Raw genomic sequence first — 16,659 nt, 5'->3', positions numbered from 1 at the left:
AAATGAAGCACTTCTCACGAGTTTATTCAACAATCCTATTTCTTCTACTTTTTTCCCTACAATTAACAGCACAACAACCCGATTCAACAACATTTAATGGACTGCAATTCCGAAGCTTGGGCCCGGCCCTTACCTCTGGACGAATTGCGGATATAGCCATCCATCCAAAGGATGAAAGTGTATGGTATGTGGCTACAGGTTCAGGTGGCGTTTGGAAAACCATTAACAACGGGACTACTTGGCGTCCTATTTTTGACCAACAAGGGAGCTATTCCATTGGTTGTGTCACTGTGGACCCACGCAATCCAAGCACCGTTTGGGTAGGAACCGGTGAAAATGTCGGTGGCCGTCACGTTGGTTTTGGTGATGGTATTTATGTAAGTCATGACGAAGGTAATACCTGGAAAAACATGGGACTAAAATCCTCTGAACACCTTTCCAAGATTATTGTTCATCCAGACAATTCCGACATCATTATGGTCGCTTCCCAAGGTCCACTTTGGAGCAAAGGTGGTCAACGTGGATTTTACAAGTCAACCGATGGCGGTAAAAACTGGCGTCGTACCCTTGGTGACAACGAATGGACAGGGGTAACGGATATTGTAATTGACCCTACAAACCCAGATGTACTTTATGCTGCAACCTGGGATAGACATCGTACGGTAGCCGCTTTAATGGGTGGCGGACCAGGTTCTGGCATACATAAGAGTACAGACGGCGGTGAAACTTGGACAAAACTTAACACAGGACTCCCAACATCCAATATGGGTAAAATTGGTCTTGCCATTTCACCTTTCAACAATGAGACTGTTTATGCGGTTATTGAATTGGACCGCAGAACAGGAGGTGCCTACATGACAAGTAATGGAGGAGCATCATGGACCAGACAATCCAATGCGATTTCTGGAGCTACTGGACCACATTACTATCAAGAACTTTATGCATCACCGCATCGCGAAGGACAATTGTTCTTCATGAGTAACGTAGTACAGATTTCTGATGATCACGGACGTAATTTCCGATTTATGAATGAGGAAGGGAAACATGTAGACACCCATGCTATGGCATTTAAAAAGTCTGACCCTGACTATGTGTTATTTGGAACGGATGGTGGCTTGTACGAATCCTATGATTTAACGGCAACCTGGAGATACTTTGCCAATTTGCCACTAACACAATATTATAAGGTAGCAGTTGATGATGCAGCACCCTTCTATAATATTTATGGAGGTTCACAAGACAATGGTTCCCAAGGCGGACCCTCAAGAACCGCCAATGCGGATGGTATCTTAAACTCTGACTGGTGGATTACCTTAGGAGCAGACGGACACCAGTCTGCAACAGAGCCAGGAAATCCAAATATTACTTATGGTGAATTCCAACAAGGATGGTTGTGGAGAATAGATCAAACAACCGGTGAAACCGTATTTATTCAACCGCAACCTGCAGAAGGTGATCCCCACGAACGTTTCAACTGGGATGCGCCAATTTTGGTAAGTCCGCATAATCCGGCACGTTTGTATTTCGCATCATATCGTGTTTGGAAATCTGAAAACAGAGGAGATGATTGGACTGCAATTTCCAGTGATCTAACTCGAAATGAAGAGCGGGTAACCCTACCATTAATGGGGAAACAGCAAAGTTGGGACAATGCATGGGATGTCTTAGCCATGTCCAATTACAATACCATTACCTCCCTGGCAGAATCTCCCCTTCAAGAAGGATTGTTATATGCCGGTACTGATGACGGTATTGTCCAAGTTTCTGAAAATGGAGGCGACAGCTGGAGAAGATTCAATTTAGGCTCTATAAAAGGTATACCTAACAGAGCTTTTGTAAATGATGTAAGAGCGGATTTACATGATGCCAATACCGTGTATTTAGTATTGGACAATCATAAAGAAGGTGATTTCAAACCTTATGTATTGAAAAGTACGGACAAGGGTGTAAGCTGGTCCATTATCAACAGCAATCTTCCAAAGCGTTTGGTTACATGGAGAATTGTACAAGACCACAAGAAAAAAGACCTTTTGTTTTTAGCAACGGAATTCGGTATTTACTTCTCAAATAACAGTGGCGGTAAATGGTTTGAGTTGAAAGGCGGTCTTCCTACTATTTCATTTAGGGATTTGACCATCCAAAGAAGGGAAGATGACTTGGTTGCAGCTTCCTTTGGTCGTGGTTTCTATGTATTGGATGATATTTCGCCAATCCGTGATTTTGATGCTTCCAAAATGGGAGAGGCTACACTGTTTAAAGTAAAGCCAGCCTATTGGTATGTGCAAAAATCTGGAATGTATGCACAAGGGAGTAACCGTTACATGGCAGATAACCCTCCATTTGGAGCTACGTTCACCTATTACCTTCCAGAAAAACTAAACACAATCCGAGAAGATCGCGTTAAAAAGGAGAAGGATTTGATCAAGCAAAAATCCAATGTTAATTTCCCGGGATGGGACGCATTGGACAGTGAATCAAATCAGACAGCTCCTGCATTGGTTTTAATGGTACGTGATAGTGATGGTAATGTGGTAAATACCGTAGCTGGAACCAACCAAAAAGGGTTCAATAGAGTAGCTTGGAATCTTACCCATGCCGATAGAAATGGTGTTAGCCTACAAAGACCAAGCGGTGGCGGTGATGACTTCCTTGGTTCTCCTTATATGGCTACTCCTGGAAAATATTCCGTTACCTTGTACCAACGTGTAGATGGGGAATTAAAAGAACTTTCTGGTCCTCAGAATTTTGATGTAGTTCCTTTGCGCGAAGGTGCATTGCCAGCTAAACCAGCCAGTGATATCGATGCCTTCAGAAGTCAATTCCAAGCATTCCAACAGAATTTGGCAGCTACTAGCAATCACCTGTCTAGAAGTTTGACCAAGGTGGATGCCATGCAACGCGCTTTAAATGAAGCTACGAATCCTACAGCGGCCTTATCTTCTAGTTTACATGCGGCAAGAACTCAATTATTGGCCATTCAAAAAATGATGAATGGAAGCCCTGCCAAAAACGAGATAGGGGAGAGAAATCCTCCTGCACCTGGAGATGGAGCCTTTATCGGACAGGTAGCACTTGGCAATACCTATGGTCCTACAGGCAATCATAAGGCTGCACTGCAGAGAGCTAGCAATCAATTGACGAGAGTTAAAAGAGAGCTTACAGTACTTGTCAATAACACCATTCCATCTTTGGAGGCACAGCTGAAAGCTGCTGGTGCACCATGGATTGAAGGTCAAGACTTAATTCAGGACTAAGTCACTATATGACAAAACAAATTCACACGCTCTGTCTGTTTTTCCTCGGAATTTTCATCTGTCAAGCGCAGTATTCCGAAGAAGACTGGGCAGAGCGTGATATTTGGATGAATACTTCGAAACTAATGGAGTATTCGGGAATTGCATCGGGTAACCGGGTGGCAGATATTGGTTGCCATGAAGGTTACCTTACGATGCATCTTTCCCAACAGGTAGGTGAAAACGGCAGAGTCTATGCCGTAGATGTACGCTCTGACCGACTGGAAACCTTACGTGAAAATGCTGCAGATCGCAACCGAAAAAATATCATAACCATTCTTGGGGATTACGATGACCCTAAGCTACCTGAAGATGAATTGGATATCGTTTTCATCTTTGATACCTATCATGAAATGGATGCCCATGAAAAGATGCTTCGTTTGGTGAAAAAGTCCTTAAAAGTTGGGGGCAAAATCATTCTTATGGAAAAGCTGAAGGATCGTGTGCGAGGCAAATCTAGAGCTGATCAAGTGTATGCACATTCTTTAAGTCCAGGTTATGTGCGCAAAGAATTGCAAGAAGCGGGATTTACCATTATTTCTGAAATAGAGGATCACGGTGATTGGGAACGGGATTCCAGCAAACAGATGTGGTTGATTTTAGCGGAGAAAAGGTCCTAGTCCTTTTCCAGTTCTTCCAACAATTGCTCATAAGAACCAATCCAAGTATACAAACGACCGCCCAAACTAATTATGGGTTGTGTCAATGTGTCCATTTCCATTTCAGATTTAGCTAGGAACCTCCCTAATTGTTGTTTTACTTCTGGTTTTTCATCCAAGGATACCGCCCGGTAGATGTAATGCTTTGCATCCAATTTGGAAACAATGCTGTCACATTGTGAACATCCGGTTTTGGTATAAACCGTTATCTGTTTTTTAGGAGTGATTTTCGGTGGTGGAATGTCCAACACTTCATATTCCTTTTTCAATGCCCTTTTGGAAAGACTATCGTTAACCTTAAGATTTTTGGTGTATACCGGTTGCTTATCCCGAAACAAGATGATGGTCTTTAAATGAACTTTGGCCGCGGATGGCACATGTATCCATCTAGGTTTGGTCGCACTTTGCCTGAAATTACTACCCTTTACATCAAAAAGAACATCATAGGGGGTAAACGTTCTGTTTTCGGCAAAAAATGCAATCCGATTCTTGGACTTGGTCTCCGTAATCTTTATGGGACCAGCTTGCGCCAATACCAGATTGCTCGAAATCAACAACAAAAACAGATACACAAACCGCATAAACAAAGGTTTTTAGGAATTACCTTCTTTGATAGACATAACTCAATACACCTGGCAAATCTTCATCCACAGTAAGGACCAAAGTATCATTGGCGCCGACCTGCATGGAACTAAGAAAGGAATCTCCGTTGAAGATCACCTGAACCGCATTGGCAACCCATGTACCAACACCATTGATGGTGCCGGAGCATTCAGCAAAAAATTCATCATTGGTCAAGGAAGTGATTACCACATTGGACTGTTGCAAACGCCAGGACTCATCCGCATTTATGGTCAAGGTTCCGGAAATACAACTCAATTCGTCCAGAAGATTGGTAGATGACGTATCGTCTTGGTCGATATCTTGGGCAGCACTGATATTGATTTGGATCAAATCCCATTGACCAACCACATCTGCCATTGGCGTTCCGCCTCCACCATCGTCATCACTACAACTGACAAAGCATAGAACAGCGCATCCGAAAATCAGACCGAACAATTTATTTACTTTTCCCATAACATTTTTTATTAGCTATCTGAAAATTAAGACAATTCCTGAAATAATTTAAACGCTAAGCGCAAATACCTTCAATTTTAAGAAATAGGGAAGGTAATTCATCGAAATTGGTGAATTTTGTGCACTATGGAACTATTTTTTGCGTTCCCATGCAACATAATCCCCAATTGACCATACACTTAACCAAAAACTAAAGCATATGGAAAAACATTTCAACACCCTAAGAGCACTATTCCTATTTGGTTTAACCCTTATTACATTTCAGTCGTGTAGCGAAGATGCCATCCCTTCTGGGGAACAAGAGGCCTTGACTACAGCTGAACTTCAAACCATCTTGACAACGGATGAAATTGCCGGAACGGCCGATAATGCCATAGCCGAGCTGTTTGCCAATAACGGCGTGACAGGTAAGGCATCAACAGACGAATGTTATACTGCTGAATATTCAGATACCGGTTTTGTGGCCACGTTCAACAATTGTGTGCTCAACGGCACGGACAACGTAAATGGAACCGTTACCGTTACCTACCAAGTGGGTAATGAGACTGCGGCCTACACGGCTACCTATGAAGATTTTTATGTAGGAAACATCAAAATCAACGGAACGCGCAACTACGCTTTAAGCAGCGACCTTGAACAAGGAAATATCGCTTTTACAGTTACCAGCGAGATGACCGTGGAAATGGAAGATGGTGAGGTAATATCCGAATCAGGAACCAAAACATTTGGTTTCACCTTTGGTGAGGACTTGTCTACCAGCACCTTCAGCCTTTCTGGAAACTGGCAGGTTGAAGTAGATGGCAATACCTACATTGTGAGCACGCCAAACGAACTAACTGGTTCCTTGGGTTGCGAATATTTAAGTTCAGGCACCATGAACATCAGTAAAAATGGTTTGGCTATTGTAGTGGATTTTGGTGATGGTGAGTGTGATGACGCCGCTACCTTGACCTATCCTGATGGAACCGTAGAGGAAATTACCCTTTAGGCTTTCCCAACAATACAATATTGATTTGAACACCTCCAATTTGGGGGTGTTTTTTTTATGGTGTTCCTAGGATTAAGCAGTATTTTAGGAGGAAATTTTTAGCACGATGCAACGCCAACTCCATACCAAAACCAAGATTTCCTTACTCGTAGCGCTTATTGGATTGATAAGCCTTTTACCCGCGCAATCCAAGCGTTTTCAAGGCCAGGGACCAACACCTATAGTGTCCACGGTAAGTAAACCCATCCAAAAACAATGGAAGGGTGACTATGGATTTATGGAGGATTCCGTGATTTTTTCGAACGATTTTGAAGGTGGGCGACTCAATGGGGTGGTCCAAAGCAATGACAGTACCTACACGGTGCTGATTACTTCGGAAAATACGCCAATAAACATCAGTCCGTGGTATGCTTTCACCGTTGAGAGCAAAAAAGAACGAGAAATTGATGTGGTGTTGACCTATCAGGAAACAGCAAAACACCGCTATTACCCGAAAATAAGTTATGACCGAAATAATTGGAAGCCCTTGGACTCCATCAACTATACCGAGTATGACAAAGGCACCGATGACTTTGGGGCTGGGTCACTAGCGGTCAGCGTAAAACTAAGATTGAAGGTTGGTCCACAGAAGCTTTGGGTAGCTGGACAGGAGTTGCAGACCTCGCAAGATGTCAATGAATGGATTACCGAAATCTCCAAAAACGATTATGTCAACCATCAAACCATTGGAACGAGTAGGGAAGGGCGCCCTTTGGAAGCCTTGACCATTGGAAAAGCCAAAACCAAGCGTATGGTCATGGTCATTTCTAGGCAGCATCCACCGGAGGTGACAGGCTATTTGGCAATGCAACCGTTTGTTGAAACTATTGCAGGTAACAGCCAGACAGCCAAAAAGTTCCGAAAGAAATTTACCACTTATGTAGTACCGCTTATGAATCCTGATGGGGTAGACAATGGCCATTGGCGGCATAACAATGGGGGAATTGACTTAAACCGGGATTGGGAAGCTTTTGAACAGCCAGAAACTACAGCTGTACGCGAGTTTATGAAAGAACGTGTAGCAGCAACAGACGGTAAATTTTACTTCGCCATAGATTTTCATTCTACGTGGGATGACATTTACTACACACTGGCCGATAAATTCAAGGGGAATATGCCTGGTTTGGTCCCTAAGTGGCTAGAAGCCCTTAAATCGGAATTACCCGGATATGATCCAAACATCCGTCCGAGCGAAAAAACCATTCCTACCATGGTTTCCCGCAACTACTTTTATGAAGCCCATGGTGCAGAAGCACTGGTATTTGAGATTGGCGACAACACAGACCGCGAATTCATTAAGAAAAAAGGGGAGGTGAGCGCCTTAAAACTAATGGAGCTCATGTTGGAACTTAAATAAACCCAAAAAAAGGGTAGCCAAGCATAACATACCCATAAGACTTGACTACCCGAGGTTAAATGAAAAAACAAGCGTTACCCTAAAGGGTATCATCAATCATCATTTGTTAAGACACTGCCGACTCCAATAAAGAAGCCGTAATTGGCAGTTGCCTAATGCGTTTGCCCGTAGCGGCGTATACCGCATTGAGAATGGCAGGTGCAACACCCGGCACACCAACTTCACCCGTTCCACTTGGGGTATCATTGCTTTCCACAATATGCACCTCAATATCCGGCGCATCCGTGATTCGCATCAAATCATAGGTGTCATAATTGCTTTGCTGTACATGACCCTGTTCCACGGTTATGCCATCTTTTAGCGTGGCGGATAATCCCCACATGATACTTCCTTCAATCTGTGCTTTTACCTGACTTGGGTTTACCGCCAAGCCACAATCGATCACCGCGGTTACTTTATGGACTTTAACTTGGTTGTTTTCCACAGAAATATCAGCAACCATGGCCACATAACTGGTATTGTAGCCCATTGCGGATACGCCTTGGTATATTCCATCATTTGTAGTGTCCCAATTGGCTTTCTCCGCCACCATTTCCAAGGTGTTTTTCAGTTTTGCAGGATAAAGGTCGTCGCCAACCCAGGGCAATTCCTTCTGTTCCACCACTTCTGCATTTTCCAGCATCTTGATTCGGAACTGCAATGGGTCCTCATTGGCATTTTGTGCCAATTCATCCATAAAACTTTCCAATCCCAAGCCCCACGGATGTGCATAAACACTACGCCACGAAGCCCGCGGCAATAGCCAACCGTCCTTGTACTTCAAATAGTCATAAAACGCAATGGGAATGCTGTACGGATAACAACGGTAAGCTCCAGGCCTTCCAATGGAACCTCTGTATTTAATGGCGATAGGGTAGTTGTTTGCATCCAACGAAGCCTGCCAATAATCCTTGGTAATGGGATGGTATTTGGAAGTCAAAAACGTATCCTCTCGACTCCAGGTCACTTTTACGGGAACCCGTACTTTTTCGGATAGAATCACGGCCTCTTCCACAAAATCACAGAAATATCGCCGTCCAAAACCCCCACCAGATGGCGGATTGTTTACCGTCACTGCCGCAACTGGCAGTCCAGTCAACTCTGCCACGCGATCCCGAGTTAATTGGGGTGCCTGTGTTCCTGACCAAACTTCTACCTTATGCCCTCGATGATAAGCTGTGGCATTTAAGGGTTCCATACAGGCGTTGGCCTGAAACGGTGCATCGTATACTGCGGAAAACACCTTGCTGCTGCGCCCAAAAAGGGTAGTGGCATCGTTCAGGTTAATGTTGGCCTTACTCGGCGTTTTATAATTATCCGCTAGCTCTTGTTGAATGGTTGCACTTGACTTCAAGCCGTTTTTACCCATTTCCCACTCGATTTTCAAGGCTTTTTTACCTTCAAAAGCGGCCCAGGTACTGTTGGCCAAAACGGCAACACCCGGTCGTACACCACCTTTGTAATCCGTGGTCTGCAATTCCGTGGGTTCCACTTCCAAAACCTCTACCACACCTGGAACTTTCAAGGCTTCGGTAGCATCAAACGATGTTAAGGACCCTTCCCAGACCGGACAACGCGCTATTGCAGCATACAGCATATTGGGTAGTTTTTTATTGATGGAATAGGGGGTAGTGCCCTTTGCGGCCATCTTGGTTTTTGGTCCCAAAACTGATTTCCCAATGTATCTGAATTCACTCGGTTCCTTTAATTTGATTTCCCGAGGCGCAGGTAGGGTGGAAGCAATTTCCAACACCTCCCCAAAAGCCAGTTTTTGCCCTTCTTGATCCTTACGATGGATGTGTCCGTCCTCACAGTAGCATTCATCCACATCTATTTGCCACTTTTGGGCTGCAGCGGCTACCAATAATGCCCGGGTGGTGGCCATGGCTTCCCGAAGGGAAGGCCAAACTATCCGAAGACCGTTACTGCCCCCGGTGTCCTGCACATCGCCATACCGTTCGGTACTACCTTGACCAAATTCCACCTTTAATTTATCCATGGAAACCCCTAACTCATCCGCAGCAACCATTGCAAGTCCTGTGGATGTACCTTGTCCCAACTCGGATTGGCTACAAATAAAGGTGACCGTATTGTCCGAATTGATTCGGATAAAGAAGTTGGGTTCCCAATCTATATTGGGTACCTCCGTGCTGGTGCATGCCAATGGGAGGTAAGTGCTCAATAATAGACCGCCGCCGGCCAAGGATGTGATCTTGAAAAAATTTCTCCGTTCCATACTGCGTTTTCCTTAGTTAGCGTTTTGATCTAAATTATCTGCAGCGGCCCTAATGGCCTTGCGTATACGTACATAGGTGCCACACCGGCACAGGTTCCCGTTCATGGCCGAATGTATGGCGTCCTGACTGGGATTGCTGTTCTTGGCGAGTAGGGCAGCGGCGCTCATCATCTGTCCGCTCTGGCAATACCCGCATTGGGGTACATCCGTAACATACCAGGCATCCTGTACCTTTTCCAAAATGGGATTCACCGCCGAACCTTCAATGGTGGTGATCTCCTTGCCTTCCAAAGCACTGATGGGAATGGTGCAGGAACGCACCGCTTCGCCATCTACATGTACCGTACAGGCACCACAAAGTCCTTTACCGCAACCGTATTTGGTTCCGGTCATATCCAAAACATCGCGAAGCGCCCAGAGGAGGGGCATATTGTCATGTGCATCTACCTCCAGCAATTCGCCATTGATCATTAAATTTTTCATAAAAAATATAGAAGTGATTGAACGTTTCTGATTGATACTCTAAATTGAGTGCCTAAACCACCCAAGGTCCTTCACAAAGTAAATGGATTAGCGGCCTCAACGGATTTTTTGGTCCCGCTAGTTTTTTCGGATTCCTCGAATCTGAAATAAGTTTTGAAGCCCCTGGGCACAACCGCCAAAGCATGGATGTCTGGAGAATTGTAATTGCCGTTGTTTGCGGAATAGCCATTTGTCAAGGGTTGTTCCTAAGTGTGTATATCTTAGCCAAGAGCGCCAAAAAGTTTACGCCTGCGGTCTTTTTAAGCCTGATGTTGTTGGCCTTGACCTTGCGTATCTCCAAATCCTATTATTACTATTTGTTTGATGCCGTTCCGTTTTGGGCCGTTATGGTGGCCTTGGCCGGACTGTGGGCGATAGGACCCTCGTTTTGGTTGTATACCTTGAGCAGCAAACCCAGTAAACTGCGGAAGGCGGATTACCTGCATTATGCACCCTCGGTTTTGTTGTTATTGAGCAGTATTGTGGCCAACCCCGAATGGCAGGTGGTGCAGTTGTACAAAATAGGGGCGTTGGTGGTGACGGCCTATGTGGCTGGCAGTTTTGTCTTCTATAAATACGGGAATTGGAACGGCAACCATAGCCGATTCCTGCTGTTTGGCAGTAGTATTGGGGCAGTGGGACTTATCTTTGTTTTTCAGTCGTATCTTGCTAATATTCAAGGATATACGATAGGAACGATATTGACATTGGTCATCCTTTATGTGATCAATTTTATGCTGTTGAAAGACCGTAAAATGCTACAAACCAACGGAAAGCATAAAAAAGGACCCACAAAGGAACTGGATACGATTTACCAGAAAATCACCGTTTTATTTGAGGAGGAGAAGCTGTACCGTAAAAAAGGGTTGACCTTGGCCGATCTGTCCCAAGAATTGGACCATCCGGTGTATTTGATTTCCCAGGCCATAAAAGAACACCAGGGTGTACAGTTTAATGCCTTTGTAAATTCATACCGCGTTACTGAGGTAAAAACCAAGCTGGAAGATTTGGAAGCCAACGACAAGATTGAAGTGATTGCCAAGGAAGTTGGATTTAGTAGCACATCATCCTTGTACAAAGCGTTTAAAGAACACACCAAGCTAACGCCACAGGCATACCGTAAAGAGTATGTGGCCTTGGTACAGACGCAATTTAAATAGTTTTTATAAAATTCTTAGAGAGGGTGAAATTTGATAGAAGGCTTTGGTATTGAAAACTCCTATTTTACATAATATATATTATGGTACATATATTTAATGGAAATCAATTATTTAAAATACGTTGATACTTTAACAATTACAGCCAACTTTATGCAGTAATTACTAACTGAAATTTTGAATATATTCATCAATGAACAAATCAATTTCTTCATCATCAACTCGATCATTAGATTCTTTTAAGATTCTTTCTATTCCTTTTTGCGTTTTCCTGTTTATTTTTCCAGAAATATCAAGAATATATTCCTCAAGTCGCTTAATTAACTCATTCGAAATTCTTGGTTTTGCCCATTCCTTCATTTCCGGAGTAACATATTCAATTCTTTCTGAAATTTCCTCAAAGTAACATTCAATTCCCTCGATACGCTCTCTAATTCTGTAGACATCAGTAAGTTCATATGCAAAAATTGGGTATATCTCAGAAAGATTGTCAACAATAGAGCCTATTCTATTTTCTATTTCTTCAATTCGATTTGGTCTAATAAGTTTTTCTTTCAGGATTTGGGTGATGATGGGCTCAATCAAATGTGCACCTTGGGCCGCATCTTGACCAAACTTTTGTTCTACTTTTATTTCGAATTTCTCAATATATGTTGTTAATTCTTCTTTAAATTCAAAGTCTCTTTTAAGTAACCACCTTATTTCCAATAAATTGAACAACAATTTCTTAAGGTTTTTTCTATCATTTTTTCTTTCAGAAGATAACTTTCCAAATTCAGATAGTGCCCAGCCGATAATTAGTGTAACTACTGGAATAAGAGTATTTATCCAATTCATAACCAATATTAAAAATTAATGCCGATTCACCTCCCAATCCGCCTCAATTAATAAATTCGAGCTCACCATTTCCGCATATTCTTTTATTGAGCCGATTCGAATGTACTTACGATTTAACTGATTTTTTATTACTATTCTAAACTCTCTTTGATAGCTGTGTTCGATTTTTTTGATAAATGGATTCATGTCATATTTCCTAATGCCAGATAAATCCATGTAGTTGACAATACCATATTGGAACGAGTAATTCGTATTCTCTAAAGTTTTTTTTAGTTGATTTAAGAAGAAGTCAGGTTGTTTTATTATTATCGCATTATCACCTAGTTTGTGCATTCTTTCATCAATTTTCTGTACACCAGATTCACCAAAATTTCTAGTGGTCAAAATGTAAAAACTACAGGTCAAGTAATTATGATTATACTGTATGAACTTAAATGGAGATTCTTTGTGCGGGAGAAAATTGAATTCTCCTAATGTAGGATGCTTAACATTTACTTTTTTTATATAAGCATTTTCAATCCATTCAGCCCCCTCATAGGTATCCCCCTTTTCAGGGTTTTCTTTTTCAATTCCATTATACAATTGAGTGGGATTAAAACAAAGTTCGCCTTTTTGTAGAAGAGATTCAAGATGATTCTTTTTACCGAACTTAATTATGCAAAAAACTTTCTCCTCCTTAGTGATGACGTTATTTTTTAATTTATAGATCTTTTAAGTTCTTCGAAGTGTAATCTATCTTCTTCAAGCAAAGTCATCAGATCGCTTACGGCATTTTCAACATCACAAAGTAGATCGCTGTTTCTCATTATTCTCTCGATGTTATTTGAATGACTGAAGTAATGAAACACTTTCAATATTCTTTTGGACTTATCGGTTCCCCATAGTTTGCTGGCCCTTTTGTCAACAGTTGAATTTATCCGGTGACCAGGTATTCTAGAATAAGTATATAACTCAACAAACCTTCTAACAGCATTTGGTATTCCCATAAGTGTCTCGTAGTCCTGTTTGTTATCTGACTCATGGAATTGATGTAATCTTGAAAACAAATATTGGTATTCCGATATATAATTTTCATAAGACTTCGGTAATTCTTCGATTGTAGATTCGCTATCTGATATTCTTTTAATAAAGTACATCGACCTTTTATTGCTTCCTTTAAAAGGCAGCTCTCGTAATAGATTAAAAAACTCAAAATTATGAGTAGAAAAAAACAACTGATGAAACTTCGGAACAAATTGTTCATTATTTGCATCAGTCGATATGTTTTCAAAGCAAAACTCCTTAATCAGTGCGTTAATCTGAAAAATATGATTGTTGTCAAGGCTTGAAATAGGATCGTCAATGTAAAGTATGGCCTTTTCAAAATCTTCAAGTTCTGATAACTTAGTTAGATAAAATGAAAAAGCAATCGCAGTTTTTTCACCCTCACTTAAATTTATGGCTAAATCCTCATTTCGCAGAAGGATAAACTTTTCCTCATCTTCCTCATCTACCACATCAATCTTTATTTCATCTCGTCCTAAAAACTTTTCTATGTAGGAATTCATCTGCTCCCTACCCTTTTGTGCTTTGCTTATGGAAGCCTGAGTAATAGCTATTTCTTCATTTAATCTTCCCTTATGGGATTTCAGGTTTTCCGATCTATTTTCGTATATGCTAATCTTCTCTTCCAATTTGAACAAGTCAATTTCATCAATACATTCTGCAGCATAATGTCCCTTTAACTCTTCAATGGCTGCGCTTTTAATTTCATCAAATTGATTAGTCTTGCTATTATTTTTGGAGATAATCACATTCAAATTATCAATTTCAGTTTCAATCTTAGTGGTGTTATCTTCAATAAACGAAATATCCTCAATTGGCTCGAAAGGCTTACTTGCTTTTTCTTTTAAAACTTCGTTTAGAGCATCAATTTGTTTGTTGTAAAATCTTATTTCTTTCTTTAGAGAAGATAAACAAGTGCTAAATTCTCCTTGAAACTCTTTGTAAAAATCTCTCTTTACTATTGTCAGATTCGAAAGCTTAATGCCAATTAACTCTTCACTTAAATCCGAAAGTGCTTTCTTATGATTTTTTAGATCCTCGGAGAAGTGAGAAATGAGTTCGTTTCTTCTTTCATCACTCAAAGGACTACCACAGAATTCGCAATTTTCTTTATCCTCGTGTATTGTAATACCAGACTCCACCCAGCTGGCGACATTTGGGTTATCAATAAAATATTTTATAGTACTAGAGAATTCAGGTTTTTCCTTTAACACTTCTGAACTTTGTGAAATAATATCAGACAGCTGCAAGTCTAAAACTTGATCATCGATACTATCAAGCTTATCATCCTCAGAAGCTGTAGCCGACCTAATTTTGTTATTTAAGTCTTCAGGAACTATTTTATGTTCTGAATGATTGTCTCTGATTACACGTATATAACTATTGTTTAAATGCGATCTATTAAAGGCTTCAACTAATTGAAGGGTGCTTCTAATTTGGGCGGCTTTACCAGTAAGTGATTGTTTAATTTTATCGTCTGTTTTCTCACTAATATCATCGCATTTTACTATTAACTCTTCGCATTGTTCAACCTTTTCTAACAATGTGGTAATTCTTTTTTGCGCATCTATCGAATCTTCTCCAAGTAACAATATTGGAGAGAAAGATTCTCCATCCCATTTTAGGTTTTTCTTGACAAAGTCAGAATTGAAAACCCTTATATCTATTCCTCTAATATTTAAATTATCCCGATTATATCTCTGCGCATCATCATCTAATAATTCAAAACTAGTTTCGTCATAGTAAGGATCAATAATATTTCTCTCAAAAAATTGAAAAACTCTGGAAAGTGTTGTTTTTCCTGAATAATTCCATCCATAAAACAAGTTTAATTGCTTAAAATCAGGAATGTCACCACGTCTCTGATAATCCTTGAAGACTCCTAAATCTTTTAATCTGTTAATACGTGTAAACAATGCAGATATATGCTTTAAAAACTGATTTTTTGATTAATTCATAATATCAAAAAACACAAATGAGGTTGATATCAAAGTTAAATATTTAACAAGTAAAAATTTACTTTTAAAGAGATAATCTTAGTACATATGAAAGAACACGGACAGTTAAGTTTAAAATTATTCCCACAGTTTTTCAAAACGTGTGCTGTATTTTTAGGACCTCGTTCACCAAGATAGTCTTGCTTTAATCTTAACTTAAATCACCTATTGTTCGCAGGTAGAACCCGCCTGAATTTCGAAGTACATGGGGGGGGGAGTACATTTTGATGATCGACCTCCCCTACCCTTTTGTAGACACCAAAAGCTCCCGGATATCCACATCCAGGATATGGGCCATACGTTTTAGGTCTTTAAGGTGCGGTTGGGAACGGTTGGTGCAGATCGCCGTAATGGCCGTGGTGCTTTTACCCAATTGTTCCGCAAGCCATACTTGCGTCTTTCCTTGAATAACCAACACTTCTTTTATTCTATTAATTCTTTCTGCCATAAACTAGCTTAGAAAACACAATATATAATTTCAAACCCTTAAAATATAACTATAGGTTTAATTTACGTAAGAACAACTTGCATTTTCAACACAAATTCCATAAGTTTAACTTAAATATAGTTTAACTTTACTTATATATTCGTAAGTGTATATTACACCCCTAATTTCTTTAATTTAATCCAAAACACAAACCATGAGCTCCCAAAAACTTGACCTATCCCCCCTACTCACCTACCTTGTAGATTGCCATGAGGGCGATCTTCTTTCCTTGATCCAAAGTTTGAGCAAAACCATTTTTATGTTGCACTTTGTACCCATGGATACCTTTTCAGATTTGGAGCGGCAAAACGTTTGCCATGTGCTTATGGAGCTTAAAGAAGCGGTAACGCAGGTGTATTTAACTTCCGAGAAGGCACCATAAGCACAAAATCATATTCGTGTTTGCCTACTTGGCCTCCAAGGCCGTTTTAAGCAACTGCATCCGTTTCTCCTGTGTTGCTTGGTAGTCCGCGCCCATGTATTTTTCAAAGGTCTTTTTTGAAATTCCCGTATACCACAGCGTCTCGGTAACCGTCTTGTTATTCATGTCCAAGGTTCTTTGGATGTACACGTTCCCAGAAGACAATTTATACCGTACTGTATAGCTTTGGTCTTGAACGAAATCCGTTAGTTCCACTTCAAAGATCTTCCCTCCTTTTACAATTACCTTACAGGTTTCCCTTTTCTTCAGTTCCCCGCCACATCTAGCATCAATCACATTTTCATCCCATAGCGCTGGGGTGGTAAAATCGGTCAATATGCTCCACGTATTTTCCTGAAGTGTTTCCAGTTGTAGGGTCTGTGTAAATTTCTTTTTGGCCTTGTCTTGTCCCAGAACCAATAAAGGCCCCATTATAAATAGGATTTGCAGTAGTTTTTTCATGTTTTCTTGAATTTATCCACGTTTGTTTTTGTACTTATGGATAA

At 41.0% G+C, this 16,659-nt stretch carries 15 protein-coding genes; 6 read left to right on the top strand and 9 right to left on the bottom strand.

What is annotated here, in order from left to right:
- Positions 1–2: 2 nt before the first annotated feature.
- Both M3P19_RS05190 and M3P19_RS05185 read left to right on the top strand, forming a co-directional pair.
- Entirely contained in the window at positions 3–3,254 is a 3,252-nt protein-coding gene (locus tag M3P19_RS05190) for a WD40/YVTN/BNR-like repeat-containing protein (protein WP_249656570.1), read from the top strand.
- 8 nt (positions 3,255–3,262) lie between these two features.
- On the top strand, positions 3,263–3,913 hold the full coding sequence (locus M3P19_RS05185; RefSeq protein WP_249656569.1) for a class I SAM-dependent methyltransferase: 651 nt from the start codon (positions 3,263–3,265) through the stop codon (positions 3,911–3,913).
- On the opposite strand, the gene M3P19_RS05180 is transcribed toward M3P19_RS05185, so the two are convergent.
- Both M3P19_RS05180 and M3P19_RS05175 read right to left on the bottom strand, forming a co-directional pair.
- Entirely contained in the window at positions 3,910–4,533 is a 624-nt protein-coding gene (locus tag M3P19_RS05180; protein WP_249656568.1) for a glutaredoxin domain-containing protein, read from the bottom strand. The two genes, M3P19_RS05185 and M3P19_RS05180, sit on opposite strands and share 4 nt — an antisense overlap.
- Before the next feature lie 19 nt (positions 4,534–4,552).
- Positions 4,553–5,029 carry a hypothetical protein gene (locus M3P19_RS05175; RefSeq protein WP_249656567.1) on the bottom strand — a complete coding sequence of 159 codons (477 nt, stop codon included), beginning with the start codon at positions 5,027–5,029 and terminating at the stop codon, positions 4,553–4,555.
- Between the two features lie 199 nt (positions 5,030–5,228).
- On the opposite strand from M3P19_RS05175, the gene M3P19_RS05170 reads away from it, so the two are divergent.
- Complete coding sequence (locus tag M3P19_RS05170) at positions 5,229–6,017, top strand: hypothetical protein (RefSeq protein WP_249656566.1); 789 nt, start codon at positions 5,229–5,231, stop codon at positions 6,015–6,017.
- A gap of 106 nt (positions 6,018–6,123) precedes the next feature.
- Complete coding sequence (locus tag M3P19_RS05165; RefSeq protein ID WP_249656565.1) at positions 6,124–7,413, top strand: M14 family metallopeptidase; 1,290 nt, start codon at positions 6,124–6,126, stop codon at positions 7,411–7,413.
- Positions 7,414–7,519: 106 nt separating this feature from the next.
- Here the strand turns inward: M3P19_RS05165 and M3P19_RS05160 are convergent, their stop codons facing one another.
- Together M3P19_RS05160 and M3P19_RS05155 are read right to left on the bottom strand one after the other, a co-directional pair.
- Positions 7,520–9,688: a xanthine dehydrogenase family protein molybdopterin-binding subunit gene (locus M3P19_RS05160; RefSeq protein WP_249656564.1), complete on the bottom strand. Its 2,169-nt coding sequence runs from the start codon at positions 9,686–9,688 to the stop codon at positions 7,520–7,522.
- 12 nt (positions 9,689–9,700) lie between these two features.
- On the bottom strand, positions 9,701–10,171 hold the full coding sequence (locus M3P19_RS05155; protein ID WP_249656563.1) for a (2Fe-2S)-binding protein: 471 nt from the start codon (positions 10,169–10,171) through the stop codon (positions 9,701–9,703).
- 182 nt (positions 10,172–10,353) lie between these two features.
- Between M3P19_RS05155 and M3P19_RS05150 the strand changes: the two genes are divergently transcribed.
- Entirely contained in the window at positions 10,354–11,370 is a 1,017-nt protein-coding gene (locus tag M3P19_RS05150) for a helix-turn-helix domain-containing protein (RefSeq protein WP_249656562.1), read from the top strand.
- Between the two features lie 162 nt (positions 11,371–11,532).
- Here the strand turns inward: M3P19_RS05150 and M3P19_RS05145 are convergent, their stop codons facing one another.
- From M3P19_RS05145 to M3P19_RS05130, 4 genes are all read right to left on the bottom strand, one after another.
- Positions 11,533–12,204: a hypothetical protein gene (locus M3P19_RS05145; RefSeq protein ID WP_249656561.1), complete on the bottom strand. Its 672-nt coding sequence runs from the start codon at positions 12,202–12,204 to the stop codon at positions 11,533–11,535.
- Positions 12,205–12,219: 15 nt separating this feature from the next.
- Positions 12,220–12,786 carry a hypothetical protein gene (locus tag M3P19_RS05140; RefSeq protein WP_249656560.1) on the bottom strand — a complete coding sequence of 189 codons (567 nt, stop codon included), beginning with the start codon at positions 12,784–12,786 and terminating at the stop codon, positions 12,220–12,222.
- A gap of 113 nt (positions 12,787–12,899) precedes the next feature.
- The gene (locus tag M3P19_RS05135) at positions 12,900–15,164 is read right to left on the bottom strand and encodes an AAA family ATPase (RefSeq protein WP_249656559.1); all 2,265 of its coding nucleotides are present in this window, start codon (positions 15,162–15,164) and stop codon (positions 12,900–12,902) included.
- A 322-nt stretch (positions 15,165–15,486) separates the two neighbouring features.
- Complete coding sequence (locus M3P19_RS05130; protein ID WP_249656558.1) at positions 15,487–15,693, bottom strand: helix-turn-helix transcriptional regulator; 207 nt, start codon at positions 15,691–15,693, stop codon at positions 15,487–15,489.
- Positions 15,694–15,886: 193 nt separating this feature from the next.
- Here M3P19_RS05130 and M3P19_RS05125 point away from each other — a divergent pair, with 193 nt between their 5' ends.
- Entirely contained in the window at positions 15,887–16,114 is a 228-nt protein-coding gene (locus M3P19_RS05125; protein ID WP_249656557.1) for a hypothetical protein, read from the top strand.
- Positions 16,115–16,138: 24 nt separating this feature from the next.
- Here the strand turns inward: M3P19_RS05125 and M3P19_RS05120 are convergent, their stop codons facing one another.
- Positions 16,139–16,615 carry a hypothetical protein gene (locus tag M3P19_RS05120; RefSeq protein ID WP_249656556.1) on the bottom strand — a complete coding sequence of 159 codons (477 nt, stop codon included), beginning with the start codon at positions 16,613–16,615 and terminating at the stop codon, positions 16,139–16,141.
- Positions 16,616–16,659 lie beyond the last annotated feature (44 nt).

Source organism: Flagellimonas spongiicola, assembly GCF_023502425.1.
Classification (GTDB): domain Bacteria; phylum Bacteroidota; class Bacteroidia; order Flavobacteriales; family Flavobacteriaceae; genus Flagellimonas; species Flagellimonas spongiicola.
This window is presented reverse-complemented; position numbering and strand designations above follow the sequence as displayed.